The sequence below is a fragment of the Streptomyces sp. LaBMicrA B280 genome, from assembly GCF_049222185.1.
Taxonomy (GTDB): domain Bacteria; phylum Actinomycetota; class Actinomycetes; order Streptomycetales; family Streptomycetaceae; genus Streptomyces; species Streptomyces murinus.
Genome location: NZ_JBMJCT010000010.1, coordinates 120,531 through 145,529 on the forward strand (window position 1 = coordinate 120,531; position 24,999 = coordinate 145,529).

Here is a 24,999-nt window from a genome sequence, read left to right on the forward strand (position 1 = left end):
CCGTCCGCTTCCTAGGCTCACCGCACACCCCGCTACCGGAGGTCCCGATGAGCCGAGTGATCCGTGCCGCCCTCTTCCAGACCGCCTGGACCGGCGACAAGGAATCCATGATCCAGGTCCACGAGCAGGCGGTTCGCGACGCGGCCGCGCAGGGCGCCCAAGTCCTGTGCTTCCAGGAGCTGTTCTACGGACCCTACTTCTGCCAGGTCCAGGACAAGGCGTTCTACGACTACGCCGAGCGGATCCCCGAGGGTCCGATCGTCCAGCGCTTCCAGTCCCTCGCCCGCGCCCTCGGCATCGTGCTGATCCTGCCGATGTACGAGGAGGAACAGCCGGGCGTCCTCTACAACACCGCCGCCGTGATCGACGCGGACGGCAGCTACCTCGGCAAGTACCGCAAGACCCACATCCCCCAAGTGCAGGGATTCTGGGAGAAGTTCTACTTCCGCCCGGGCAACAGCGGCTGGCCGGTCTTCGACACCGCCGTCGGCAGGATCGGCGTCTACATCTGCTACGACCGCCACTTCCCGGAGGGCTGGCGGGCGCTCGGCCTCGAAGGCGCCGAGATCGTCTTCAACCCCTCCGCCACCTCCCGGGGCCTGTCCAAGTACCTGTGGCAGCTGGAGCAGCCGGCCGCGGCCGTCGCCAACGAGTACTTCGTCGGCGCGATCAACCGGGTCGGCGTGGAGGACCTGGGCGACAACGACTTCTACGGCACCACCTACTTCGTGGACCCCGAGGCCCAGTACGTCGGCGAGGTCGCGAGCGACAAGGAGCCCGAACTGGTCGTCCGCGACCTGGACATGGCCAAACTCCGCGAGGTCCGCGACCGCTGGCAGTTCTACAGGGACCGCACGCCGGGCGCATACGGCCCTCTGACGGCCCCGTAAAAACGCCGCCCGTGTGAAGCGCGCCCCGAAAGGGGCGCGGGGAACTGCGCGACCAGCCACAACGTACCCGCAGCCGACACCGAGAGGGGACCAATGCCCGGCCGAAAAATCATCCGCGGTGGTCTCGTCGTCACCGCATCCGACGAGATCCACGCCGACGTCCTCATCGAGGACGGCCGCATCGCCGCCCTCGCGGCATCCGGCACCCCCGCCGCCGCCGCGCTCGGCGCCGGGCAGACCATCGACGCCACCGGAAAGTACGTCATCCCCGGCGGCGTCGACGGCCACACCCACATGGAGATGCCCTTCGGCGGCACCTACGCCTGCGACACCTTCGAGACCGGTACCCGCGCCGCCGCCTGGGGCGGTACGACCACGATCGTGGACTTCGCCATCCAGAGCGTCGGCCACACCTTGCGCGAGGGCCTGGACGCCTGGCACCAGAAGGCCGAGGGCAACTGCGCCATCGACTACGCCTTCCACATGATCGTCTCCGATGTGCGCGAGGAGACGCTCAAGGAGATGGATCTGCTGGTCGAGGAGGGCGTGACCTCCTTCAAGCAGTTCATGGCCTACCCCGGGGTGTTCTACTCCGACGACGGCCAGATCCTGCGCGCCATGCAGCGCGCCGCCGCCAACGGCGGCCTGATCATGATGCACGCCGAGAACGGCATCGCCATCGACGTCCTGGTCGAACAGGCCCTCGCCCGCGGCGAGACCGACCCGCGCTACCACGGCGAGGTCCGCAGGGCCCTGCTGGAGGCCGAGGCCACCCACCGGGCCATCCGGCTCGCCCAGGTCGCGGGCGCGCCGCTGTACGTCGTCCATGTCTCGGCCGCCGAGGCGCTCGCCGAGCTGACCCGGGCCCGCGACGACGGCCTGAACGTGTTCGGCGAGACCTGCCCGCAGTACCTGTTCCTGTCCACCGACAACCTCGCCGAGCCGGACTTCGAGGGCGCCAAGTACGTGTGCTCGACGCCCCTGCGGCCACGGGAGCACCAGGCGGCGCTCTGGCGGGGGCTGCGCACCAACGACCTCCAGGTGGTCTCCACCGACCACTGCCCGTTCTGCTTCAGCGGGCAGAAGGAGCTGGGCCGCGGCGACTTCTCCAAGATCCCCAACGGGATGCCGGGCGTGGAGAACCGCATGGACCTCCTCCACCAGGCCGTGCTGGACGGGCACATCTCCCGCCGCCGCTGGATCGAGATCGCCTGCGCCACCCCGGCGCGGATGTTCGGCCTGTACCCGAAGAAGGGCACCATCGCCCCGGGCGCCGACGCCGACGTGGTGATCTACGACCCCCACGCCGAGCAGGTGATCTCCGCCGAGACGCATCACATGAACGTCGACTACTCGGCGTACGAGGGCAGGCGGATCACCGGCCGGGTGGAGACGGTCCTCTCGCGCGGCGAGACCGTCATCGACCGGCGGGAGTACACCGGGCACGCCGGACACGGCGTCTACACCCCGCGCTCCACCTGCCAGTACCTCAACTAGGAGCAGCGCCCATGGACTTTGGACTCGTCCTCCAGACCGACCCGCCGGCCTCCCGTGTCATCGACCTCATGCGGCGGGCCGAGCACAACGGCTTCAGCCACGGCTGGACCTTCGACTCCGCCGTGCTGTGGCAGGAGCCGTTCGTGATCTACAGCCAGATCCTGGCGCGGACGGAACGGCTCACCGTCGGACCGATGGTCACCAACCCGTCCACCCGCACCCCGGAGGTCACCGCCTCCACCTTCGCCACCCTCAACGACATGTTCGGCAACCGCACGGTGTGCGGCATCGGCCGCGGCGACTCCGCGATGCGCGTCGCGGGCCGCAGGCCCAACACCCTCGCCCGCATAAGCGAGGCCGTCAAGGTGATCCGCGCCCTCGGCCGGGGCGACTCCGCCGACCTCGGCGGCGGCGCGGTCGTCAAGTTCCCCTGGGTCAGGCCCGGCGCCGAACTCCCCGTGTGGATGGCCGCGTACGGCCCCAAGGCGCTGAAGATGACCGGCGAGGAGGCCGACGGCTTCATCCTCCAGCTGGCCGACCTCTACCTCACCGAGTACATGGTGAGGGCCGTCAAGGACGCGGCGCGGGCGGCGGGGCGCGATCCCGGCGAGGTCAGCATCTGCGTGGCGGCACCGGCGTACGTCACCGCCGACGACTCGCCCGAGGCCCTCGCCCACGCCCGTGACCAGTGCCGCTGGTTCGGCGGCATGGTCGGCAACCACGTGGCCGACCTGGTCTCCAAGTACGGCGAGCACTCCGCCCAGGTCCCGGCGGAACTCACCGAGTACATCAAGTCCCGGCAGGGCTACGACTACGCCCACCACGGGCGCAGCGGCAACCCCGACACCGAGTTCGTGCCCGACGAGATCGTGGACCGCTTCTGCCTCATCGGCCCGCCCGAGCGGCACATCGAGAAGCTGACCGCGCTGCGCGCCCTGGGCGTCGACCAGTTCGCGCTGTACGACATGCACGACGCGCAGGAGGCCACCATCGACGCCTACGGCAGCCAGGTGATCCCCGCCGTCAACTCCTAGCCCCGACAGCCCCGTTCACTCTCCCTCCCGGTCCCTTCTGGTCCCTTCCGGTCCCTTCGGGGGGCCGCCCCAACCCCCCACCCCTGGTCACCCCTCCCCGCCTCCCCGCGGGGAGGGGCTGGTGCCCGCGACGGCCTTCGCCGACCCACCTCGCTCCCGATTGGGGCCCGCCCATGACCGACACCGCTCCCACGCACATACCACCCTCGGCCCAAGTCACCCTCGCCGACGGCCGGGTGGAGATCGCCCCCGGCGCTCCCCGGCCCAGCGGCCGCTACGCCAACGAGGACCTGCTGCCGGTCCCGGCCGCCCGGCGCACCTGGACGACGTACAACTTCTCCGCGCTGTGGGTCGGCATGGCCCACAACACCGCCTCCTGGACGCTGGCCTCCGGTCTGATCGCCGTCGGCATGGACTGGAAGCAGGCGGTGTTCACCATCGCCGTCGCCAACCTGGTCGTCCTGGTGCCGATGCTGCTGACCGGGCACGCCGGACCGAAGTACGGCATCCCCTTCCCGGTCTTCGCCCGCGCCTCCTTCGGGGTGCGCGGCGCCAATCTGCCCGCCGTCGTACGGGCGTTGGTGGCCTGCGGCTGGTTCGGCATCCAGACCTGGATCGGCGGCGAGGCCATCTACTTCCTCGCCGGGAAACTGATCGGCGACGGCTGGTCGGACGCGGCGCACATCGGCGGCTACGCCTGGACCATGTGGCTGTCGTTCGCCCTCTTCTGGGCGCTCCAGGTCGCCATCATCCACCGGGGGATGGAGACCATCCGCCGCTTCGAGAACTGGGCCGCGCCGTTCGTGCTGGTCGGCGCCTTCGTGATGCTGGGGTGGATGGCGTCGAAGGCGGGCGGGGTCGGGCCGCTGTTCGATCAGCCGTCCACGCTCGGCTGGGGCGGCGGGTTCTGGAAGCTGTTCTGGCCCTCCCTGATGGGCATGATCGGCTTCTGGTCCACGCTGTCCCTGAACATCCCGGACTTCACCCGCTACGGGCGCAGCCAGAAGGCCCAGACCTGGGGCCAGGCGCTCGGTCTGCCCACCACGATGACGCTGTTCGCGTTCCTGTCCGTGCTGGTCACCTCCGGTTCGCAGGCCGTCTACGGCAAGCCCGTCTGGGACCCGGTACAGCTGGCCGCGAAGACCGACAACGTGGTCGGTCTGCTCTACGCCCTGGTCACGGTCCTGGTGGCGACCCTCTCGGTGAACATCGCCGCCAACCTGGTCTCCCCGGCCTTCGACTTCTCCAACGTGGCGCCGAGCAGGGTGAGTTTCCGCACCGGCGCGCTGCTCACCGCGGTCCTCGCCGTGCTGATCTGCCCCTGGAAGCTGTACTCCGACCCGCAGGGCTACATCTTCACCTGGCTCGGCCTGGTCGGCGGGCTGCTCGGCACCGTCGCGGGCATCCTGGTGGCCGACTACTGGATCGTGCGCCGCACCCGGCTGGACCTCGCCGACCTCTACCGCACCGGCGGCCGGTACTGGTACGCGGGCGGCTGGAACTGGCGGGCGGTCCTCGCCTTCCTCGTCGGCGGCGTCCTCGCGATCGGCGGCGCGAGCCTCAAGCCGCTCTACGACGGCCGCCCGGTCCCGGCCCTCGCCCCGCTCGCCGACTACGGCTGGGCGGTCGGCCTCGGCACCTCGCTGGTGCTCTACCTGGCGCTGACCCTGCCGACCGGACGGCGCGAGGGGGCGGCGGGGGCCGGCTGAGCGAGGGGCCGTCCGCGGTCACTCCGCGGACGGCCCCGGCGGGCACGCGTCGACCGCCGCCAGGGACTCGGCCCGGTCGAGCCGCACGGTGACCTCGCCGGTGTCCGTCTTCACCAGCAGGCGTCCGGCGTCCGTGCGCACCGGCTCGCCGCACACGTACCCGGAGGGGTTGCGCACCAGGATCCGGGGGCCGTCCTTCTCGGGGCCGTACCAGGTGAGCGCCACCCCGGTGACGAGCATCGCGCCGCACGCGATCGTCAGCACCACTCCCCGGGTGAGGGCCCGCACCGTGCGGCGGGTCTCCATGTGGTCGCCGAGATGCAGCGCGGTGGCCGCGGCGGGCACGCCGGTCGGCAGCCGGACGCCGATCGGCGCCCCGTGCGCCGCCCGGAGCAGCAGCAGCGCGCCGAGGGTGCCGAACACCAGGCAGAGCAGCAGCGCGCCGCCCACCAGGGCGTCGTACGGAGGGGCCAGTTTCCCCACGTCGGTACGGCCCTTGATCAGGCCGAAGCCGAGCAGCCCGGCGAACAGGGCCGCGAGCCCGTTGCGCCAGGCGAGCGCCGCCTCCCGGGCGCGGGCCAGCTCACCGGCGAGCAACTCCCCGGTCAGCCGCCCCGCCTGCCGGTCGGCGGGGGTCGCGGGCGGGCCCGGCCGCACGGACCAGCGCGGTGTCATCCGCGCTCCATGAGGACGTTCCAGTAGGCGCCGCACCCCTTCTCCTCGGGCGGACGCCCCGGGTGTTCGGCCGTGCACTCGCAGAGCACCGGGACATGCGCGGGGCGGGGCGCCCGGCGCGGCGTGCGGAAGACCCGGTCGGTGTGCGTGTACATGAACGCGCAGCCGCAGCGCGGGCAGCGGCCGTGCAGTACGGCCACCCCGTCGTCCGCGGCCTCGATCCGCAGACCGTTCGTGTAGCGCACCGCGTAGTCGCTCCGCGTGGTCTCCACGTACGGTTCGAGGGCGCCGGGCACCGGTGCGGAGTGCGTCACCGCATCCCCCTTCTTCTCGAGTCCTTCTCGGGTCCTTCCCGGATCCTCACGCGGGCAACGAGGCGTCCAGCATGGCGAGTTCGCCGCCCCGGTGCCATGGGCGGAGCCGATCACGCCCCGAACTCGCCCGGCGGGAGGGCCGGTCGGCCCCCCGGAGCGCGCGGATCGGGCGGAATCCGTCCGGGAACCGGGCGTTGTCCGGCAGGATGCCGGGAAGGTGCGCGACCGCCGCCCGCCGGGACCGGGGGAGCGGGCACCATGGCGGCGGAGGGGATGACGTATGAGTGGAGCCGGGGCCGTACCAGCGAGCGACCGCGTCGCCGCCGCGCTCGGCCGCGCGGCCGGGATCTCCGTCCCGATGGACCCGGGCGCCTACGAGGGGACACGGGGGCCGGAAGTCGACGCGCTGATCGACGAACTGGCGCTGATACAGGCCGAGTTGGAGGCAGCTGAGGGAAGCGGGGCGGGGGCCGCGGTGGTGGCGGCGCGGCTCGGGAGATGTCTCGCCCTGCGGTTCGTCCTGGCGGGCGCCCCGGCCGACCGGGAGCGAGCGGTGCGCCTGCTCGACGAGGCCCGGTCCTCGGCCCTGCTCGACGAGGCGGACCGGGAGGCCGCGCGCCGGGACCTCGTGCTCCTGCTCGGCTCACGCCTGACGGCGGTGAACCGCGAGCTGTCGCCCGGGTCCGACAGCCGGTGGACCATCGACCAGCTGACGTCCATGCTGAACGTCGGCGCCCCGCTCGCGCACGGCGGCACCGGCGTGGTGGAGGACACCGGACTGCTCGTACGGCTGCTGCTCGAACGGGAGCAGGAGCAGATGCCCCCCGAACTGCGCGCCGGCCTGCGGGGGCTGGGGGCGCTGACCGAGGCGGTGCTCAAGGGCGACCTGGGCGCGGTCGCCGACGGGGCCCGCGATCTCCTCGGAGCCATGCCGGACATGCGGGTGCCGGGACCGCTGCGCGCCCTGCTGCCGTCGTTGTTCGCCATGCTGGAGGACACCCTCGCGGAACTGCCGCCCGAGGCGGAGGGGATCGTCCCCGCACCGGACGGCGACCTTGCCGACCCCGAGGAGGAGGCGGAGCGCAGGCACACCCGCATCCGGTTCCTCGCCCTGGCCGAGGTGATGTCCCCCGAGACCCTCGCACCCGAGGAACTTTCCGACCTGCTGGCCGAGTTGACCGGCACACGGGATCCCGGGCCGGGGGCGGAGAGCCGCGCGCCCCTCCAGTCCCGGATGATCGCCGCCCTCCTGCACACCACCCTCGCCGCACGCTCCGGGGACATGGAGGGGTTCCGGGAGGCGCTGCGGCTGATGCACGAGGCGTACACCGCCGGGGAACTCGACAGCCGCACCCACCGCGAGTGGCTGCGCACCATCGTGCCCGGGGTGCTGGCCGCGGCCTTCCTCACCGGTGGCAGCCTCCAGGACGAGGACATGTCCCGGACCCTGCTCGAAGCCCAGCGCTGGGACGAGGACCCCGAGGACGGCAACCTGGCCGCGAGCCTGCGTCTGTGCGCGGAGGTCACCCGGCTCCAGGGCAGGCTGACGGCCGCCCTGGACAGCGGTGACGGCGACGCGGTCGAGGACATCGTCGAAGCGCTGTGCGAACTGGAGCTGGACGAGACCTTCGAGGGCGCCGAGGAATGGACCGCCGTCCTGACCGGCTTCGTGCTCGGCTACGCCTACCTGGGCCTCGTGGTGCTCGCCGCCTCGGCGGACGACAGGACGGAACATCTGCGGGCGGCCGCCCACCACCTCCAGCGGGCCGTGGAGACCTCCGTGGACGTGCCCGTCCTGCGCGGCCTCCTCGACAGCAGCTGGGCCGGGCTGATCGCGCTGACCGCGATCGCCGAGTCGGATCCCAGCCGTATCGCCGAGGGCGTGCGGCGCAGCAGGAAGGCCCTGGACAACCCCGGCTTCACCCCCGGCGTCCGCCCCTGGGCGCGCGGCGGCATCGCCATCGCCCTGGACACCCTGCACCAGCTGACCGGGGACCCCGAACCGCTGGACGAGGCGATCGCGGAGCTGACCCGGGGCCTGGCGGAACTGCCCGACGGCATGCCCAACGGCGCCCGCCTCACCTGGGACCTGGCCGTGCTACGGGCGAAGCGCGCCACCCTCGGGGCGGACGCGGCCGACGCCGACGAGCTGCGCGCGGCCGTCGGCCTCGCCCGTGCCTCGCTCCGGCTCGCCGCCGACGACGTACTGCTCCAGCAGGGCGCCCACCGCGGTCTGCGCATCGCGCGCGGGGCGGCCGACCGCGGCCCTGGGCGAGACCCGGCTCGCCGAGCGCTGGCGCGCCGCCGCCGACGAGTCCGCGGACCGGGCCGACGACCGCTCCCTGCTGGAACTGTCGGCCGCCGGCACCGGCCTGTCCGGCGTCCTGCGGGACCGCTCACCGCTGGAGGTGCTGGCCGCGGCGGGCGCGGGCGCCCCCGATCTCCCCGGCGATCTGCGCCGCCGCTCCCTGGACGCGCTGCGCGGCCGGAGCGAGGACACCGACGCACCGCCGGTGCCCGCCGCCGGGACCGATCTGCGCGCCGGGCTGGCGAGGACGGGCGCGGACGCGCTGCTGTACCTGGTCCCAGGCGTCGACGGCACGGACGGCGCCGTGCTGGTCGTCACCCGTGACGGCCCCGCCGAGGCGCTGCCCCTGCCCGGCCTCACCCCCGCGGGCCGCGCGCCCGTGGCGGAGTACCTGGAGGCCGGTGCGCACCGGCAGCGCCTGGAGACCGCCGCCCTCGACGGCCCCGACACCGTCAACCCGAGGGACGCCGGGCGCGCCGAGCGGCGCTGGCTCGGCGCGCTGGACGGGATGTGCGCGTGGGCGGGCGAGGTGCTGGGTCCCGTACTGGATCACCTCGGGGTCTGGGACCGCGCCCTCGGCGAGGCGGGGCTGCTCGGCGCCGCCGCCTCTGCCTCCGCTTCCGCCTCCGCTTCCGCCTCCGCCTCCGGGGAAGCCGTCGGTTCCTCCGGCGAGGCCACCAGCGCCTTCGGTGCGGCCGGTGCGGCCGTCCGTGCCCTCGACGCCCGGGCCGTACGGCTCGTCCTCGTGCCCTGCGGTGAACTCGGCGTCGTGCCCTGGCAGGCGGCCGTCCTGACCCCGCCCGCCGCGTACGGCGTGCCGCGTCCCGTACGGGCCTGCGAGGTCGCCGTCCTCACGCACGCCGCGTCCGGCCGGGAGTTCCTGCGCGCCGCCGCCCGCCGCCGCATGCGCCCCGCCGAGCGCCCGGCCCTGGTGTTCCACGGCACGGACGACCTGGAGTGGGCCGAGGACGAGATCGAGACGCTGGCCGAGGTCCACTACCCGGACGCCGTCATCCACCGCCCCGACGAGGACCCCGCCACCCCCGAGACGGTCCTCGCCCTGCTCGGCGGCCGGGCCGACACCCCCGCCTCCCTGGTGCACATCGCCTGCCACGGGCTCGCGGGCCCCGACCCGACCCGGTCGGCCCTCCATCTGGCCGCACCGGCCGGGGCCGCCACCGGCGGGGCCCTCACCCTGAGCACCCTGCTGGAGACGCCCGCCGAGGGCGACGCGTTCCGCTCCGCCGGGCCGCTGGTGGTGTGCGGCGGCTGCGAGACGGACCTGACCACCCGCGACCACGACGAGGCCCTGACCGTCACCTCGGTCATGGTGCACCGGCTGGCCGCCGACGCCGTCGGCTCCCGCTGGAAGGTCGACGACATGCGCTCCGAGGTGCTCATGCTCGTCCTGCACGACGCGCTCGCCCGGGGCCTCGCCCCGCCGGACGCGCTGCGCGCCGCCCAGCGCTGGATGCTCACCGCGCCGGGCGAACGGCCGCCCGTACGCGCCCTGAAGCACGTCTCCGCCCGGCGCCTCGCGGAGGACTTCCGGGACCGGCCCGACACCTGGGCGGCCTTCGTCCACCACGGCAACCCCGCACCGGCGGCGCGTTCCGCCCGGCCCGAAGAAGGAGAGCGCGTATGACGTCGGAGGAGCTGCTCAGGCTCCTGGAGAGCCACTGGACCACCGTCATCACCGGCCTCGACGACGACGACCTGGACCTGCTCTCGCGCACCCTGCGGGAGATCAAGGAGGAGACCGCCGCCGGGAATCCGCCGGGTGTCGCACGCGCCGTACGCGGGCTGCGCCGGACACTGTCCGCGCTGCCGCCCGACCATCCGGTGTCCGAGGCGCTCGGCGGCCACCGCTATGCCACGGGCCCGCGTGAACTGCCCAGCCCCACCACGATCGACGCCGTGCTCCAGGTGCTCGGCACCCCGCCGCCCGACCCCGCCGAACTGCTGCGGGCGGCCCGGCTGCGACTCCTCGCCGCACCGGCGCTGACCGAGGAGGAACACCCCGAGCTGCGCGGCGGACCGGACGCCCCCGCCGGTCTGATCAGGCTGCGCGACCCGGAGCGCGGCATCCGCTGCCCGGGCTTCCAGTTCCGGGCCGGCACGGTCGAACCGCTGCCCGTCGTACGCCGGATCAACGCACTCCTGCGGGCGGACCAGGATCCCTGGGGAGCCGCCGACTGGTGGCTGGGCGGCAATCGCTGGCTGGGCGGTGTCCCCGCGGACCTGCTCGGGGTGCTGCCCGACGAACAGCTGGAGCGCGCCGCCGCCGAACTGGTGAGGGCGCTCTGATGGTCGGTCAACTCCCGCCCCGGGACGCCGTGATGACTCCGGTGGTCACCGTGGTGACGGCGGGTACCGTCGTCTGGCGGTGCCATGAGGAGCAGTACGCGCCCGGCGAGTTCAACCCGAGTGTGGCGCACGAGTTCTTCAAGGGCAGCCGTTTCGATCCCACCGAGAAGGATCCCTACCCCTACCTCTACGCGGCCCTCGATCCGGTCACCGCGCTGTCCGAAGTGCTCCTGCGGTCGGTGGAGTTCAGCGACCGCGGCGGGGTGCGGCAGATCCCATGGGCGCAGGCGTCCCGGTACGTCCTGTCGGCGGTCCGCACCACGGCCGACCTGACCCTGGTGGACCTCACGACCGCCGAGGGGCTGGCCGCCGTATGGCAGGACGGCTGGCTGATCGACACCGACGACTACGCGGGCACCCGCTACTGGGTACGGGTGATCCGCGAACGCAGCAGCGCGGTGCAGGGGCTGTGGTGGACGTCCAAGCGGTGCAGGCCGCGCCCGGCGCTCCAGCTGTTCCAGGACCGCTGCCCGGCCGCCCCGCTCGACCCCCGCCCGCGGGACCGCCTCCGGCTGGCGGCGAAGGAGGACGCGCGCAGGGTCAACAAGCTGCTGGCACCGCTGCACGCGGTCATCTCCGCGCAGGAGGAGTGAGCGCGGGCCCCGCACGGGCGAGGGCCCCGACCCGGATCAGCGGGGTCGGGGCCTTCGTGTATACGGCCCAACGGGCTTGCGCCCAGTGGTCGTTCAGCGATCCCGGGCCGTCTCGCGGCGGGCCGAGGCCGGCAGCAGCGGCCAGTTGCGGGACAGCCGCATCGCCGACTCCGTCACGGCCGGGTCCTTCGACGCCGTCATGACCTCCCCCAGATACCGGGCGGCGGCGGCCTCGTACAACTGGCGGGCGGAGGCCGTCCGTTCGTTCGCGGCCTCCCGGCGGGCCCGCTGGCGGTCCTCGGCCGTCTCCTGGGCGGCCCGTGCCCGCTCGGTGACGGCGATGCTCTCCTCCTGCCGCCGCAGCAGCCCGGTACGCCGTTCCAGGGCCGTGCGGAAGGCGTCGAGGAAGGGGTGTTCACGGAACAGGCCGAGCATGAAGCCGACCCCGCCCGAGAGCAGCAGCAGCGCGCAGAACAGCCAGGTCACCGTCTGGCTCGACAGATGCAGCCGGTCCACCAGCGTCTGGGTGTCGGCGCCGGAGCCGCCGATCCCGCGGAAGCCGGCGGCCCCCGCCGCCGGGGCCGGACTGTCGTGCTGGGTCACGAACTTGGCGCGCAGCAGGCCCAGCCCCCAGGTCAGCCCGCCCCACACACCGAGCAGCGACACCGCGGGCAGCCAGCCGAGGCGCGGCGAGCCCGTCGCCGAACGCCAGCGCAGCATGAGCCCCGACAGGTGCGGCAGGATCAGCATGATGACGGCGGACGAGAGCGCGAGGCCCCCGGACATGAAGTCCCCGCCGGTGCTGCCGACCCCGTGGAAGGGCTGGTACGCGACCCAGTAGATCGGCACCTCGACCGCCATGATCACGGCGAGCAGGGCCCAGGTCATCCACCGGGGCAGCCCGGGGCGGGTCTGCAGCCCCTCCCAGCCGTAGCTGGACGCGGTGTCGCGGGCCTCGGCGCTCGCGGCGCGGTACACGTCCCGGATCGCCGCGGCGGCGGTGCCGTCCGGGGCGCCGGTGGTGGTCACCGACTGCCAGTCGTCGCCCGGATCGGCCGCCGCGGCCTTGCCGGCCGGGGCCTGTTCCGGTGCGTCCTCCCGGATGCCACCGTCCGGCGGGTCCCCGGAGCCGGTGGCGGGGGGCCGGGCGGTCTCCGGGAAGCGGGCCTGGAGCCAGCGTTCCTCCACCCGTTCGCGCAGACTGTCCCGGAAGCGGAGCCAGCGGGCCGAGCGGGCGGCCAGCAGATCGAGCTGGCGGCGGGCCGTCTCGATCTCCTGCTCCACCTCGCGCAGCCGCTCGTCCAGGATCCTGGTCTCGATCTCCCCGGCGGTCACCTCGGAGCCCGCCCGGGCGTCCAGCAGCCGGGCCGCCTCCTCGCGGAGGTTCAGCTCCTCCTCGATCCGGTGGACGACGACGTCCCGTACGGACGCCAGTTCCGCGAAGTACGGCACCCGGTCGCCGCTGTTGAGCACCCATGGGTCCAGCGTCTTGCGGCGCGCGTCCTGCCGCCCCCGCTTCCGGGCGTCCTGGAGGAGGTCGCGTTCGCCCCGGTCGCCGATGACCAGCGGCAGCCGACTGGTGCGCGCGGCGCCCGCGGCGGGCCCCGGCCGGGTTCCGGTGCCCGGCCGGGCACCGCCGCCCGTGAACGGCAGATAGCGGGCTATCCGCCGTCGGCGCGGCTGCGGTTCCTCAGCCCCGGTACTTGTCGTCGACATGCGCCTTGGCCTTCCCTTCGAGTGCCTCGGTCCAGAAGGAATCGAAGTCGGCGGCCTCGCTGGGCTTCGCCTTGTACTGCATGCCGAGCCCGACCGGGAAGACATCCATCCCCTTGATGCCGGGCATGCCGCGCTTGTCCACCAGCGAGTCGATGACCTTGGCGCGCGCGGTCTTGGTGGTGATGTCCTGCCGCGACAGATGGAACTCCGGGTCGGCCTGGTCGAAGTCGCTCACGACGAGGAGCTTCGGCGTCGGGCCGCCGGTGGGGACGGCCTCCCCGATGCGGGTCAGCGCCCCCCACACGTCCGAACCGTTCTGCGTGCGCGCGCACTTGAGCTCGGCGAGCGCCGCGACGGCGGCGTCCCGCTGGGCGCCGGCCCGCTGCGCCTTCTGGTCGGTGTTCGCGTCGTGCGGCGGGTCGAGGTCCACCTCGTCCTGCCGGCAGGACGAGCTGCGCGAGGAACGGGTGACGGGGGCGAAGTCGAGGGTCCCGCACTTCTGGTCGGTGAGGAACCCGCCGAGGGTGTCCTTGAGCTTGGCCTCCGAGTCGAATCCCTCCTTCGCCGCGGCGGCCGACCCCGAACCGTCGATGACCAGGCCGCAGGGCGTGGTGAGGGCTTCCTCCTGCTTGCTGCACGACACGAGGGCGCCGAGCGCGCACACCAGGGGGACGAGGACCGCGAGCCGGCGGGCGGCGCGGACGGTGGACCGGCGACCGGTCCGGGCCGAGTGCTGCACGATGATGTTCCTTGGCCTTCCTGGAAGTCGATGAGCGGTGATCACCTGCGGCCGCCCTTCGAGGCGTCGCCGTGCCGCGTCCGGTCCGAAGCGTCGCCGTGCCGGGTCCGGTCCGAACGGCCGCGCGCGGACTGGTGGTCGAGGATGTGCAGGGCCTGGGCGACCGCCGACGGATCGGCGTCGCGCCCCGGCGCGTCCGGGGCGTACCAGCGGTCGCTGAGCAGCCCGTCGTCGAGATGGGCCCAGGTGCCGTCCAGGACGATCTTCCCGGGCAGCCAGCCCGTGGGCCGCCGTCCGCCCACCCGGTCGCCGCGCCGGGCGCGGACCCAGGCGGCGTCCCAATAGCAGGCGATCAACTGATTGGCCTCGTCGGCGAGTTGCTGCGCCTGCTGGCGGCAGACCGAGGCGGCCGAGCGCCACTGAGCGACCCACTCGCCGAACCGGGCGAGCGCGGCCGGAGCCGGCTCCCCGCGCTCGGTGTACTGGTTGACCACCCGCACCGACTCGCTCTGGATCCGGACGTGCAGCGCCCGGTGCGCCGTCAGGGTGCGGGTGCGCAGCCGCGCGGTGCTGTGCCGCACCTGTGCGTGCAGGCCGAGGACGTAGGGCGGCAGGTCCTCTTCGGAGGGCGCGCCCCCGGCGTAGGCGTCCGCCAGCATCTCCCGCAGCCCGTCCGCGTCCCGGCGGCCGTGGAACCGGGCCCGCAGCGAGGAGAGGGAACCGGCTCTCCGCCGCTGGACCCGGACATTTATTCGACCTTTGTTGATCATTTCGAAGATCCCCCATTCCTCGCGCGGTCCGGGTCGGTAAGTCGCTGCGATGGGGGAGAGAGTAGCGGAGCAAAACCCCTGCCGGGACGGGGATTTCAAGGAACTCGATCTCTGTCTTCCGCGGTTCCGGAAAACAACCGGATCCCGCCCGGGTGGCGGCCGGACGAACGCCTTCCGGCAATTGCGGGCGCGGCTTCGCGCACTGGATACTCGCTGCCGGTACGAGGAGGAGACGCCGTGGAAATACGCCTCGACGGGACCCACTACCCGTTGGAGACGCTGGGCCCGGGGAAGCGGCTCGGCATCTGGTTCCAGGGCTGCACGCTGGCCTGCGCCGGATGCATGTCCCGGCACACCTGGGACCCGGCGGCCGGGGCGCCCACCACCGTCCCCGAGGTGCTCGGACGCTGGCGGGAGGCCCTTGCCGAAGGGGCGGACGGCCTCACGGTCAGCGGCGGCGAGCCCCTCCAGCAGGCGGCGGCGCTCGCGGAACTCCTCGCGGGGGCGGCGCGGTTGAGGGACGAGGCCCGGCGGCACGAGGGGAGCGCCGGGCCCCGTTCCCCCGACCTGCTGGTGTACACGGGGTACGAGCCCGAGGAGCTGACGCCCGAACGGCGCCGGGCCCTCACCGGCGCGGACGCCGTGATCACCGGCCGGTTCCGGGTCGCGGAGCCCACCCGGCTGCTCTGGCGCGGCTCCGCCAACCAGCGCATCGAGGCCCTGACCCCGCGCGGCGCCGCCCGCTACGCCCCGTACCTGGACCGGGAGTCGACCGGCCGGCGCCTTCAGCTGAGCGGCGGCGAGGGCCGGGAGCTGCGGCTGTACGGGGTGCCGCTGCGCGGGGAACTCACCGAGATGGAACGCCTGCTCAGGCGCGGCGGGGTCGCCTTCACCGAGCGGAGCTGGCGGCCATGAGCAGCCGGGCGTGGCCCTCGTCGGGCGTGACCATCAGCACCGACCAGGAGGGGTCCCGGCGCAGCTCCTGCCCGATCGCGCCGACCAGCGCGCGCGCCGCGGCCGGCACGGACAGCCCGCCCCGGCCGGTGCCCATCAGCGGGAAGCAGATCGAGGACATCGGCAGCGCCAGGAACTCAGCCTCCTGGCGGGCCAGTTCGAAGGAGGCACGCACCGCCTCCGCCAGCACGGCGGGGGTCACGTGATAGCGCTCGCCGTTGCCGACCGGGGCCGCGATCGCCGCGTGGTGGACGCGCCGTACCCCCTGCGCGGCCAGCGCGCCGGACGACGTGGCCACGACGGTGCCCGGCCGCACGGGCCCGCCCGGCCGCTCGTGCGTCCGCAGCCACACGCCCAGTTCGCGGGCGAGGACGTCGTCCACGATCTCGCCCGAGGCGTCCCGCAGCGCGGCGGCCCGCCGCAGCGCCCCGGACACCGTGGAGCGGAACGTCTTGGACATCTCCAGGAACGTGTTCTCCGAGGAGACCAGGATGTCCACGTCCCGCACCAGCTCGATCGGGCATGTGCGGACCGTGATCCGGCCCGTCGCCGCGGCGGCGCCCGGCCGGGCACCCGGGGGCCGGGCCGGGACACGGGCGGCGGGTATCGCATGGCCGGGCGGTGCCGGGGGCGGCAGGGTCGCCGGTGCCGGGGGCGGCAGGGTCGCCGGCTCCCGCGGGCCGAGCGTCCAGGGGTCGCCGGTCACCGGCCCGGCCGTCTCCCGCGTCCGCGCCTCCCGGGCCACCGCCAGGACCGCCGCCGCGAGTTCGGCGACGACCTCGCGCTCCTGGCTCTTGCGGAAGCGCTCGGTGGTCACCCCGTAGACACCCGCCGCTGCCTTGCGCCGGTCGGTGCCGGGGACCCCGCGGCGGGCCGGGAAGATCCCGAAGGTGTGGGCGGCCGCGCGGGCCAGCGGATCGCTGGAGTCGTCGTCCCGCACCGGGTGCCCGCCCGCCAGTCGGCGCACCGCCGCGCCCAGCAGCTCCTCGATGCCGCTCTGTTCGTCCTGCTCCCCGCCGCACAGACCGGCCGCGACGGCCGCCTCGCGCAGCGCGTCCCGGGGGCAGTGGCGCAGCCCCGGCAGACCGCGGCGCCGCACTTCCCGGAGTTCTTCCACAAGGCTTTCGTGCGCGGGCAACGGGTGCATGAGGAACATCGTAGACCCGGCGGATTACCCGTTGAAGTTGCGGGAAACTCCCCTTCCCGGGAAGGGATTTCGGATATCTTCGGCGTCCCGCTACCCGCGCATCGCGCCGATTCGTTCCGCGCCGCGCCTCTCTGGCGCGCCCAGCGTGTTTCCCGGAAGATCGGAAGTCGATGAGCACGCCGCCCACCCGAGTCCTGCCCGTCGAGGACAGTTTCACCAATGCCCGTGCCGTGGAGACGCGTCCGGTCCTTTCCGATGTGCCCGAGGAACTGGCGGACCGGTTCCTGCTCGTCGCCGAGCTGTCCCGGGTGCGGCGGCCCGCCGAGGCCGTGGTGCTCAGGGTGCGCGACCTGACGAGCCGTCATGGAGCGCCCGAGATACCCCTGGTGCTCAAGTGGTACCACCGGCTGCACGCCCCCGGCCCGGCCGTCGAGCAGGAGCTGCGGGAACTCGCCGAGGAGGAAACCCCCCACCTGGAACGGCTCCTGGAGACCGGCGAGGCGCACGGGCACCCCTGGCACCTGTACTGGTCGCACGGCGAGGAGGACCTGGCGGGATACCGCGCCGACCACTCCGGGGAACTGCGCCCCGAGGCCGTCAGAAGCCTGGTGAGCCAGCTGTACGACGCCGTCACCGCCCTGCATGAACGGGGCGTCGTGCACCGGGACATCACCCCCGACAACATCATGGTGCAGACCCGCCGCGCGGACACGGCCGACCTCGTCCTCATCGACTTCGGCGCCGCCGTCCACCGGCCCGACGAGGCCGAGGAGCCCCGCACCGACTGGCGGGGCAAACCCCTCTACCTCGCGCCCGAGGCCGGGCTGCTGCGGCAGACCGTCTCCGAGGCCGGCGACTGGTGGTCGCTCGGCATGGTGATCGCCCAACTCGCCCTCGGCAAGCACCCGATCGACTTCCGCCGCGACGAGGAGGTGCTCGCGGAGATCGCCACGCACGACCCCGATCTGAGCGGCATCGGCGACCGCAGGACCCGGCGGCTCTGCGAGGGGCTGCTCACCCGGGCCCCCGAGAAGCGCTGGCACGCCGAGCAGGTGGCGGACTGGCTGGACGGCAAGGACCCCGACGTCGCCCCGCGCACCGACGAGCGGATCTTCGACGACGAGGAGACGCGCCCGGCGATCCGGCCCTTCCCGTTCATGGGCCGGGAGTTCGTCGGGACCGACGCGCTCGCCCTGCACCTGGACCAGAACCATGTCTCCGCGGCCCGCATGCTGGCCGCCGCCGACGACCGGGCCCGACTCGTCGAATGGCTGGGCCAGTTCGAGACCCTCGGCGACCGCAGCCCCGAGGAACTGCGCCGACTCGCCGCGCTGCGGACCGAGTTGGACCGGCCGCCGTCCGTCGGCACCGTGGTGCGGCTCCTGAACTGGCTCGGCCCCGCCCTCGACGTCTCCTGGCACGGAGCGGACCTGGACGTACGGAGCATGCGGCTGCTGTGCCAGGGGGCCAGGGACGGCAACGCCGACGCCGTCTCCCTGCTCCGGCACCTCGGTGAGCAGCCCGCCGTACTGACCGGACTCGCCCAGCGGCCCGGCGGCCACGGACTGGACGAGACGGGGCGCGTCTGGCACACCCTGCGGGCCGGTTGGGAACCCACGGTACGGGAGCTGCGCGGCCATGAGATCGGCACCCTCCCCGGCACCGCGGCGGCCCTGCGGCGGACCGTCGCGGTCGACGCCTGGCTCCTCCAGCTGGCCCGCGAACCGGAACGCACCAGGAGCCGGCTCACCGACGACATCCTGCGCAGGCGCGCCCTGCTCCCGGAACGCGTCCCCTGGTTCGACGCGCTGCTGGACGCCCGGGAGGACGATCTGCGCCTGCTCGCCGCCCATCTCCTGTACGGCCAGGCGGAGATCGCGGCCGAGGAGCTCAGGCGGCGGCGGCTCGTCCAGGAGACCGACCGGCTGCTCGCGGCGGACCAGGCCGGACTCCTCGCCGTACTGCGGCGCCTGGACCGGCTGCCCACGCTGGGCTGGGCCCTGCTCGGCGCCACGCTCGTCACGGCGCCCTGGACCTTCGTCATCGGCCTCGCCGACGTACTGGGGCGTGCGCCACAGGGCGCGGTCGTGACGGCGTGGCTCGAGGCGCTGCCCGCGGCCGCGTTCGTCCTCGCGGTGGAGCTGTGGACCGCCGCGTACATCGGGCCGCCCTTCTACCACCCGGAGAGATCGCTGGCGGGCCTGCTGATCCGGCACGCGGAGCGCCCCGCCCGGCTGGCGCGCACCCGGGCCGGCCGCTACGTCACGGCGGCGCTGCTCGTGCTCGCCGTCTTCCTCGGCTTCTACGCGCTCGTCCGCGCGCCCTGGGTGTGGCCGCTCGCCTCGGCGGTCGCCGTCGCCGTGTGGAGCGCCCGACGCTGCCTCGCCCACCGGCGGCTGCGACGGCCGCGCGACCCGGAGTCCGAGTGGAGCCTGCGCCGCCTGCTTGCCTGGTGGCGCGGCCGGCACGAGCGTCGGCGGCTACGGGCCGCCGGTCTGCCGCTCGATCCCGAGCCCGAGTGGGGGCTGCGGCGGCTGCTGGCCTGGTGGTGGCGCGGCCGCCATGAGCGCCGTCGCCGCCGCCGGGGCAACCGCCTGTACCGATGGAACCCGCGCCGTCTCCTGGCCCGGCGCCGGGCGCTCCGGGCACGGTGGGCGGAGACCCTGCCGCCCGGGACGACGACCGGGACGGGGCCCGCTGCGGCGTCCGGGACGCGGTCCGTTGCGGCGACTGGGATGCGGTCCGCGACGGCGGCCGAGGCGCGGTCCGCCACGACCGCCGAGGCGCGCTCCGAGGCGCCGGCCGGGATGACGGCGGAGCCACAGTCCACGGCGGAGCCCGGGGCGCCAGCCGTGACGCCGTCTACGGGCACGTCCGCGGCGATGCCCGCGGCCATGTCCGTGGACACTTCCGCGACGGCGTCCGTGGTCACGGCCGCGACGGTGTCTGCGGTCACGCCCGCCATGACGGACGCGGCCACGCCCACGACGGAGCCTGTGGGCACACCCGCGACGATGTCCGCAACAACGCCTGCCACGACGGACATGGCCACGCCTGCCACGCCGCCCGCGGCCACGCCCACGACGGAGCCCGCGGCCACCCCCGCCCCGCCCCCCGCAGCAACACCCCCCACCACACCCCCGACCACAACCGCGACGCCCGCGACGCCCGCGACGACCTCCGCGCCCCCGTCGGAGACGGCCGCGGAGACGGAGTCCGAAAGCACAGGAGGACAGGCATGAGTTCGGGTCTCGCCTTTCCGATGGTGGACATGGTGGCGCCCACCGTGACCTTCCCGCCGCCCCCGCCCCCCGTCGACCCGCAGGCGCTGCCGCACACCGGCATGCTGCACACGCACGGCGCGGCCGGGCACCTCTCCGCCCACGCCGGTGACGCGGCCCAGCACCTGGTCCATCAGGTCGGTGACGCCGCGCTCCAGGCGCTCGGCTCGCTCAGCGGTGCCCTGCTCGTCGGCCGGGCCGCCCTGCTCACCACCCGGGTGCTCGCCGCCGCCGCGGTGCGGGCCGGGGAGGAACAGCGCTGTCTGGAACGGCAACAGGCGCTGGCCGCGACCGCCGCCGAGCAGTGGCGGGACGCCGCGTTCGCCGCCGTACGGATCAACGCCCGCAGGCGCGCCCTGCTCGCACGGGTGGCCCGGGCCACCGCCGGGGTGGCCCGGGCCACCGCCGCGGGCGGCCCGGGCGGGGCCCCGCCGAGTCCCGATCTGCCGCCGCCGCTGGAGCCGGTCGGCGAGCGACTGGGCGACCTGCGGCGGCAACTGGCCCGCTTCGAGGAGGACGTGCGCCGGGCGGAGGAACGGCACGCCGCCTGGGAACAGCGACGCCTCGGCGCGGTACTCCGGTTGGACGAGGACGGCGACGCCTGGCAGGACGCCCTCCGCGAGAGCCGGCGCCGGGCCCTCGACCGGTTCGGCGCCGAGCGCACCGCCGAGGCCGAGGAACGCCGGGTGCCCCCGCAGAGCGCCGACCGGAGCCCCCGCCCCGGCCCGGACACCGACGAGGTCCGCAGGGCCGGGGCGGAGATCCTCGGCGGTCTCGACCCCTACGCCGTCTCCGAGGCCGCCGAACTCGCCGCGGGAGCCGTCCGGCACGCCGTGCGCCGCGCGGCCGAGGACCCCCGCCGGGCGCGCATCCACCTCAACGAGGCACGCAAGTACGTCCGCGACGCCAACAAGGAGGCGCGCCTGACCCGGGAGGCCCAGGAACGCGCCGCGCTGCACTACGACTTCCTCGTCTACGAGACCCCGGACGGCGCCGAGGACCTGGCCCCGGCACCGCGGGCCGTGGCACTGCTGCGCCGGACCCTGGACGACGCGGTCCCGCTGACCCGCGACGAACTGGAGCTGGTCGAACACGCCGTGGAGGAGCGGCGCTGCGCACTGGAGACCATCTACGTCCGGGACCAGTGCGCCAAGGCCGTCGAGGAACTGGCCAGGAGGTTCGGCGGGCCCACCGAGAGCGGCCGGCCCGAGGGGCAGGAGATCCGTCTCGACTGGACGCCGGACGGCTGGGAGCCCGATCACTGGCTCAGGGCGACCGTGGCCGACGGCGAGCTGCGGGTCGCGGCCATGTACCGCGGCGGCCCGGAGCGGACACCCGAGCAGCGGGCCCTCGACGACGCCCGCTGCGCGGAGACCCCCGAGCGGCTCGCCGAACTCCAGGGGATCATCAAGGACATGGGGCTCGACATCGAGTTCCAGGTACGCACCGAGGGGGCGCTGCCCGGCATACCGGGGGAGGGCGCCGTGTCGCTCGACGAGCCGCGCCGGGAGGACACCGCCCCGCCGCCGGACACCAGCGCGGCGGGCCCGCTGCACAAGACCGTCGACGGTGCCGAGCGCCGCCGAGAACGCCGCTGACCTGCCGGTGCCACCACTGAACAGCACGCCGGTACGCGGCCCGGGTCCGCGTGCCAGGGGGAGGAACGATGGAACTGTCCAAGGAAGACCGGCTCCCGCCCTTCGTGGAGGAGCTGATCGGAACGCTCGGCGTGCACGCGCAGTACGTCCTGCACGGCAACATCCGTGATCTGCATCTGGTCAACCGGCGCGGCCGGGACCGGTTCCATCCGCTGCTCGACGTGCTGTGGAACCCGCTGCGGGAGATCGGCTACCAGGCGCTGGTGCTCTGCGACCAGGTGGGCGGATTCCATGTGGCGGCCGGGGACGGGGAGACCCGGACCGCCCTGGAGGAACTGCTCAAGGGCCCGCGCGAGTTCCCCGGCCAGAACGCCGCCCAACGCCAGGCGGTGCTCGACCAGATGCGGAACATCACCACCGGGTGGGCGGAGCAGCGCGAGGAGATGCTGCGGGACGGGCGCCGGCTGCGCCCGCTGCGGGTGGCGCTGGTCGTCGACCACGCCTCCCGCCTGCTCACCGACCCGTCCCGGCTGACCCCCGACGAGCGGGACTTCTTCCTCGCCTGCCTCAAACTCGCCACCGAGGCCAAGCCGTTGGAGCCCTGGACCGGCAACCCCGTCGTCCCCGACGAGCCGGGCCGGTTCAACCCGGTGATCTGGCTCGCCGAGGGGGAGCGGGACATACCGGGCTGGCTGATCTCCGGCAGCGAGCGGATCCGGGCCGTCGCCGTGCCGGAGCCGGACGCGGACGAACGTACGACGATGGCGCGGCTGCTGCGCGAGCGCTACGGCCGGTACACCGGGAAGGGATCGGGCGGCACCCCCGCCGCGTCCGGCGGCACCGACGCGCAGGAGGCGGCGCGCTCCGTCGGCGCGTTCGCCCGGGCGGCCACCGGACTGAGCCTGCGGGCCATGGAGGAGAGTGTGAAGCTCGCCCGCTCCCGGGGCATGCCGTTCACCGCCATGCCCGACGCCGTACGGATCTACCGGCTCGGCGTGGAGAAGAACCCCTGGAGCCGGGGCGAGATCCGTCGGCGCATCCTCGACGGCGAGGACCCGGCCAACGAACGGTCCATCCCCCGGCGCGTGCTGGGGCAGGAAGCGGCCGTGGCGATGACCCTGGACATCCTCAAGCGGGCCGCGCTGGGGCTCTCCGGGGCGCAGGCCACCAACCCGGGGCACCGGCCGCGCGGTGTGCTGTTCTTCGCGGGCCCGACCGGAACCGGCAAGACCGAACTGGCCAAGGCCGTGGCCTCCGTGCTCTTCGACAGCGACCAGGCGTATCTCCGCTTCGACATGAGCGAGTTCTCGGCCGCCCACTCCGCCGACCGGCTGGTGGGCGCGCCGCCCGGATACGTCGGCTACGAGGCGGGCGGCGAACTGACCTCCGCCGTACGGGAGAACCCCTTCCGCGTCATCCTCTTCGACGAGATTGAGAAGGCCGACAAGGGCATCCTCGACAAGTTCCTCCAGGTCCTGGAGGACGGCCGGCTCACCGACGGGCAGGGAGTCACCACCTACTTCAGCGAGTGCGTGCTCATCTTCACCTCCAACCTCGGCGTCCAGCGCACCGACCCGGACACCAAGGAACGGGAGTGGATCGTCGAACCGGGCACGCCCTACAAGGAGTTGGAGGCCACGGTCAAGGACAACGTCAAGAAGCACTTCGAGCAGGTCATCGGCCGCCCGGAGCTGATGAACCGGATCGGCGGCAATGTCGTCGTCTTCGACTTCATCTCCGACCCGATCGCCGAGCGCATCTTCGATCTCCAGGTGGGCAACATCCAGCGCCAGTTGGCGCAGGGGCACCAACTCGCCCTGGAGATCGAGGGCGACGCCCGGCGCGAACTCCTGGACCACTGCACACGGGACAAGTGGAACGGCGGCCGGGGCATCGGCATGGTGCTGGAGACGCATCTCATCAACCCGCTCGCCCGGGAGCTGTTCGCGGCGCCCGACCTCGGGCCGGGCAGCACGGTCGTGGTGACCGGCGTGACGGAGACCGAGAGCGGACGGGTGGACACGACGGTCGTGATCAAGAAGGGGGCCACGGATGCCGGAGGCGCCTGACGGCCACGACGAGGGCGACGACGAGGGCTACGACGACGGCTACGGCGACGAGGACGACTGGGACGTCATCGACCCGGCCGCCCCGGCCCCGCCCCGGCCCTCGCCACCGTCGCCAGCGCCCGCCGTCGGCGAGCGCTGCGTGCACTGCGGTGTGGTCGTCCCCGCCGGTGCGGGCCGGTGCCCCGGATGCCTGAACCCGGCCGGTGCCCCGGACCGGCCGGCGCGCCGCCTCGCGGGGGGCGTGCTGCGGCTGGTCTTCCGGGGCGGGGGCCGGCACCTCGACGTACCGCGCGGCTCGGAGATCCGGCTGGGGCGCAGCGCGAGCTGGGCCCCCGAGGCGGCCGAACTCCTGGCCGACGAGGACACGGTCTCGGCCCGGCACGCGACCCTCGTCCACACCCCGGACGGGGCCGCCTGGCTGACCGAGGTGCCGCGCGGCGCCAGCAACGGCACCCGCGTCAACGACCGTGTCCTGGTGCCGGGTTCGCCGGTCCGGCTGCGCGACGGCGACCAGGTCGACCTCGGCCCCGAGGTCGCCTTCGTCGTCCGGGGGGTCGAGGCGGACCCCGGGGACGCGGCGCCCTAGCCGGAGGGCGGGCAGGACGACGATCAGCCGGACCCGGACTGCCCGCCCCCGAGCGCCCCGACCGCCGCCCGCGCCACCTTGATGGCCCCCTTGTTGATCTCGTCCGTCCCCGGCGCCTTCTTCGTGTCGAAGTCGCTGCCGCTGTACGTCACCACGACCAGCGCGTTGGAGACGCGCACCATCACCACGCCCTCGCGGGTCTGCTGCTTGTCCTCGGTGGACAGGTCGACCACCGAGTACGCGCTGTCCCCGAGCCCCGGCACGCTGCCGCCGCCGTTCTTCCGGCTCACCTGCTGCTGGAACTCCTGCTTGGCCTCGTCCGCGGAGCCGCTGATCTCGTAGGAGACGTCGAGCCAGTGGTAGGCGTAGCCGTGCAGGGCGTTCCAGGAGCAGGTGCGGCGCAGCTTCGGGTCGGTCGAGGGGATCTCCTTGCCGGCCGTCTTCGCGCCGGGCACCAGGTCGCCGACGGTCGAGGCGGACACGGCGGAGCAGGGCGAGGAGGCGGTGGAGTACGCCTTCGCCGCGGCCGGGGCGGAGGGCGCTGCGGAGGGCGAGGACCGGTCGGGTGTGCCCGCCTCCGATCGGTGCCCGGCGGTGGACGCCTGGGGCGCGGCGGGGGTGGTGGACAGCGCCCACCCGGCGCAGGCGAGGACCGCGACCGGGGTCAGCCGGGCGGTGAGGGCGAGCGGCAGAGGCAGAGAACGCACGGCGCACATCTCGTGGGAGGGGGGACGGGGACGACAGTGTCACAC

20 protein-coding genes are annotated in these 24,999 nt (G+C 73.9%); 13 read left to right on the forward strand and 7 right to left on the reverse strand.

The window, feature by feature from the left end; translation table 11 throughout:
• The first annotated feature begins 47 nt into the window (after positions 1–47).
• From ACLF5H_RS10055 to ACLF5H_RS10070, 4 genes are all read left to right on the forward strand, one after another.
• On the forward strand, positions 48–890 hold the full coding sequence (locus tag ACLF5H_RS10055; protein ID WP_421675713.1) for a nitrilase-related carbon-nitrogen hydrolase: 843 nt from the start codon (positions 48–50) through the stop codon (positions 888–890).
• Between the two features lie 93 nt (positions 891–983).
• Positions 984–2,387 carry a dihydropyrimidinase gene (hydA, locus tag ACLF5H_RS10060; RefSeq protein ID WP_421675714.1) on the forward strand — a complete coding sequence of 468 codons (1,404 nt, stop codon included), beginning with the start codon at positions 984–986 and terminating at the stop codon, positions 2,385–2,387.
• A gap of 11 nt (positions 2,388–2,398) precedes the next feature.
• Complete coding sequence (locus ACLF5H_RS10065; RefSeq protein ID WP_421675715.1) at positions 2,399–3,421, forward strand: TIGR03842 family LLM class F420-dependent oxidoreductase; 1,023 nt, start codon at positions 2,399–2,401, stop codon at positions 3,419–3,421.
• Between the two features lie 173 nt (positions 3,422–3,594).
• Positions 3,595–5,130, forward strand: a complete 1,536-nt coding sequence (locus tag ACLF5H_RS10070) for an NCS1 family nucleobase:cation symporter-1 (protein WP_421675716.1) — start codon at positions 3,595–3,597, stop codon at positions 5,128–5,130.
• 18 nt (positions 5,131–5,148) lie between these two features.
• On the opposite strand, the gene ACLF5H_RS10075 is transcribed toward ACLF5H_RS10070, so the two are convergent.
• Both ACLF5H_RS10075 and ACLF5H_RS10080 read right to left on the reverse strand, forming a co-directional pair.
• Positions 5,149–5,805: a hypothetical protein gene (locus ACLF5H_RS10075; RefSeq protein ID WP_421675717.1), complete on the reverse strand. Its 657-nt coding sequence runs from the start codon at positions 5,803–5,805 to the stop codon at positions 5,149–5,151.
• A complete protein-coding gene (locus ACLF5H_RS10080) occupies positions 5,802–6,119 on the reverse strand; it encodes a hypothetical protein (RefSeq protein ID WP_421675718.1) in 318 nt (105 codons plus the stop codon). Before ACLF5H_RS10080 ends, ACLF5H_RS10075 begins: the two co-directional genes overlap by 4 nt.
• A 280-nt stretch (positions 6,120–6,399) precedes the next feature.
• On the opposite strand from ACLF5H_RS10080, the gene ACLF5H_RS10085 reads away from it, so the two are divergent.
• Genes ACLF5H_RS10085 through ACLF5H_RS10100 form a run of 4 tightly spaced genes read left to right on the forward strand, consistent with a single transcriptional unit; the run spans position 6,400 to position 11,387 of the window.
• The gene (locus ACLF5H_RS10085) at positions 6,400–8,751 is read left to right on the forward strand and encodes a hypothetical protein (protein ID WP_421675719.1); all 2,352 of its coding nucleotides are present in this window, start codon (positions 6,400–6,402) and stop codon (positions 8,749–8,751) included.
• Positions 8,633–10,072 (forward strand): CHAT domain-containing protein, encoded by a 1,440-nt coding sequence (locus tag ACLF5H_RS10090; protein WP_421675720.1) that lies wholly within the window; start codon positions 8,633–8,635, stop codon positions 10,070–10,072. Before ACLF5H_RS10085 ends, ACLF5H_RS10090 begins: the two co-directional genes overlap by 119 nt.
• Complete coding sequence (locus ACLF5H_RS10095) at positions 10,069–10,734, forward strand: hypothetical protein (protein ID WP_421675721.1); 666 nt, start codon at positions 10,069–10,071, stop codon at positions 10,732–10,734. The genes ACLF5H_RS10090 and ACLF5H_RS10095 overlap by 4 nt, the downstream gene beginning before the upstream one ends.
• Positions 10,734–11,387: an RES family NAD+ phosphorylase gene (locus tag ACLF5H_RS10100; protein WP_421675722.1), complete on the forward strand. Its 654-nt coding sequence runs from the start codon at positions 10,734–10,736 to the stop codon at positions 11,385–11,387. Before ACLF5H_RS10095 ends, ACLF5H_RS10100 begins: the two co-directional genes overlap by 1 nt.
• Before the next feature lie 93 nt (positions 11,388–11,480).
• Here the strand turns inward: ACLF5H_RS10100 and ACLF5H_RS10105 are convergent, their stop codons facing one another.
• The 3 genes from ACLF5H_RS10105 to ACLF5H_RS10115 are packed head-to-tail and all read right to left on the reverse strand — an operon-like array spanning position 11,481 to position 14,612.
• Positions 11,481–13,103 (reverse strand): hypothetical protein, encoded by a 1,623-nt coding sequence (locus ACLF5H_RS10105; RefSeq protein WP_421675723.1) that lies wholly within the window; start codon positions 13,101–13,103, stop codon positions 11,481–11,483.
• Complete coding sequence (locus tag ACLF5H_RS10110; protein ID WP_421675724.1) at positions 13,078–13,842, reverse strand: hypothetical protein; 765 nt, start codon at positions 13,840–13,842, stop codon at positions 13,078–13,080. The genes ACLF5H_RS10105 and ACLF5H_RS10110 overlap by 26 nt, the downstream gene beginning before the upstream one ends.
• A 41-nt stretch (positions 13,843–13,883) precedes the next feature.
• Entirely contained in the window at positions 13,884–14,612 is a 729-nt protein-coding gene (locus ACLF5H_RS10115) for a hypothetical protein (RefSeq protein WP_421675725.1), read from the reverse strand.
• A gap of 237 nt (positions 14,613–14,849) precedes the next feature.
• Here ACLF5H_RS10115 and ACLF5H_RS10120 point away from each other — a divergent pair, with 237 nt between their 5' ends.
• Positions 14,850–15,527 carry a 4Fe-4S single cluster domain-containing protein gene (locus ACLF5H_RS10120; protein ID WP_421675726.1) on the forward strand — a complete coding sequence of 226 codons (678 nt, stop codon included), beginning with the start codon at positions 14,850–14,852 and terminating at the stop codon, positions 15,525–15,527.
• On the opposite strand, the gene ACLF5H_RS10125 is transcribed toward ACLF5H_RS10120, so the two are convergent.
• Positions 15,502–16,713 (reverse strand): macro domain-containing protein, encoded by a 1,212-nt coding sequence (locus ACLF5H_RS10125; protein WP_421675727.1) that lies wholly within the window; start codon positions 16,711–16,713, stop codon positions 15,502–15,504. The two genes, ACLF5H_RS10120 and ACLF5H_RS10125, sit on opposite strands and share 26 nt — an antisense overlap.
• 170 nt (positions 16,714–16,883) lie before the next feature.
• On the opposite strand from ACLF5H_RS10125, the gene ACLF5H_RS10130 reads away from it, so the two are divergent.
• The 4 genes from ACLF5H_RS10130 (at position 16,884) to ACLF5H_RS10145 (ending at position 24,247) form a co-directional block, all read left to right on the forward strand.
• A complete protein-coding gene (locus ACLF5H_RS10130; protein WP_421675728.1) occupies positions 16,884–19,955 on the forward strand; it encodes a protein kinase domain-containing protein in 3,072 nt (1,023 codons plus the stop codon).
• Positions 19,952–21,592, forward strand: coding sequence for a hypothetical protein (locus tag ACLF5H_RS10135; protein ID WP_421675729.1), 1,641 nt, complete (start codon positions 19,952–19,954; stop codon positions 21,590–21,592). The genes ACLF5H_RS10130 and ACLF5H_RS10135 overlap by 4 nt, the downstream gene beginning before the upstream one ends.
• A gap of 68 nt (positions 21,593–21,660) precedes the next feature.
• Positions 21,661–23,661 carry an AAA family ATPase gene (locus tag ACLF5H_RS10140; RefSeq protein ID WP_421675730.1) on the forward strand — a complete coding sequence of 667 codons (2,001 nt, stop codon included), beginning with the start codon at positions 21,661–21,663 and terminating at the stop codon, positions 23,659–23,661.
• On the forward strand, positions 23,645–24,247 hold the full coding sequence (locus ACLF5H_RS10145; RefSeq protein ID WP_421675731.1) for an FHA domain-containing protein: 603 nt from the start codon (positions 23,645–23,647) through the stop codon (positions 24,245–24,247). The genes ACLF5H_RS10140 and ACLF5H_RS10145 overlap by 17 nt, the downstream gene beginning before the upstream one ends.
• A 23-nt stretch (positions 24,248–24,270) precedes the next feature.
• Here the strand turns inward: ACLF5H_RS10145 and ACLF5H_RS10150 are convergent, their stop codons facing one another.
• Positions 24,271–24,954: a hypothetical protein gene (locus tag ACLF5H_RS10150; RefSeq protein WP_421675732.1), complete on the reverse strand. Its 684-nt coding sequence runs from the start codon at positions 24,952–24,954 to the stop codon at positions 24,271–24,273.
• Positions 24,955–24,999 lie beyond the last annotated feature (45 nt).

Excerpts from the sequence above, each read along its gene's own strand:
- ACLF5H_RS10085 (WP_421675719.1), top strand. The coding sequence starts at position 6,400 with ATGAGTGGAGCCGGGGCCGTACCAGCGAGCGACCGCGTCGCCGCCGCG.
- ACLF5H_RS10105 (WP_421675723.1), bottom strand. The coding sequence starts at position 13,103 with ATGTCGACGACAAGTACCGGGGCTGAGGAACCGCAGCCGCGCCGACGG.
- ACLF5H_RS10115 (WP_421675725.1), bottom strand. The coding sequence starts at position 14,612 with ATGATCAACAAAGGTCGAATAAATGTCCGGGTCCAGCGGCGGAGAGCC.
- ACLF5H_RS10135 (WP_421675729.1), top strand. The coding sequence starts at position 19,952 with ATGAGTTCGGGTCTCGCCTTTCCGATGGTGGACATGGTGGCGCCCACC.
- ACLF5H_RS10145 (WP_421675731.1), top strand. The coding sequence starts at position 23,645 with ATGCCGGAGGCGCCTGACGGCCACGACGAGGGCGACGACGAGGGCTAC.
- ACLF5H_RS10055 (WP_421675713.1), top strand. The coding sequence starts at position 48 with ATGAGCCGAGTGATCCGTGCCGCCCTCTTCCAGACCGCCTGGACCGGC.
- ACLF5H_RS10140 (WP_421675730.1), top strand. The coding sequence starts at position 21,661 with ATGGAACTGTCCAAGGAAGACCGGCTCCCGCCCTTCGTGGAGGAGCTG.
- hydA (WP_421675714.1), top strand. The coding sequence starts at position 984 with ATGCCCGGCCGAAAAATCATCCGCGGTGGTCTCGTCGTCACCGCATCC.
- ACLF5H_RS10065 (WP_421675715.1), top strand. The coding sequence starts at position 2,399 with ATGGACTTTGGACTCGTCCTCCAGACCGACCCGCCGGCCTCCCGTGTC.
- ACLF5H_RS10125 (WP_421675727.1), bottom strand. The coding sequence starts at position 16,713 with ATGCACCCGTTGCCCGCGCACGAAAGCCTTGTGGAAGAACTCCGGGAA.
- ACLF5H_RS10070 (WP_421675716.1), top strand. The coding sequence starts at position 3,595 with ATGACCGACACCGCTCCCACGCACATACCACCCTCGGCCCAAGTCACC.
- ACLF5H_RS10075 (WP_421675717.1), bottom strand. The coding sequence starts at position 5,805 with ATGACACCGCGCTGGTCCGTGCGGCCGGGCCCGCCCGCGACCCCCGCC.
- ACLF5H_RS10100 (WP_421675722.1), top strand. The coding sequence starts at position 10,734 with ATGGTCGGTCAACTCCCGCCCCGGGACGCCGTGATGACTCCGGTGGTC.
- ACLF5H_RS10130 (WP_421675728.1), top strand. The coding sequence starts at position 16,884 with ATGAGCACGCCGCCCACCCGAGTCCTGCCCGTCGAGGACAGTTTCACC.
- ACLF5H_RS10095 (WP_421675721.1), top strand. The coding sequence starts at position 10,069 with ATGACGTCGGAGGAGCTGCTCAGGCTCCTGGAGAGCCACTGGACCACC.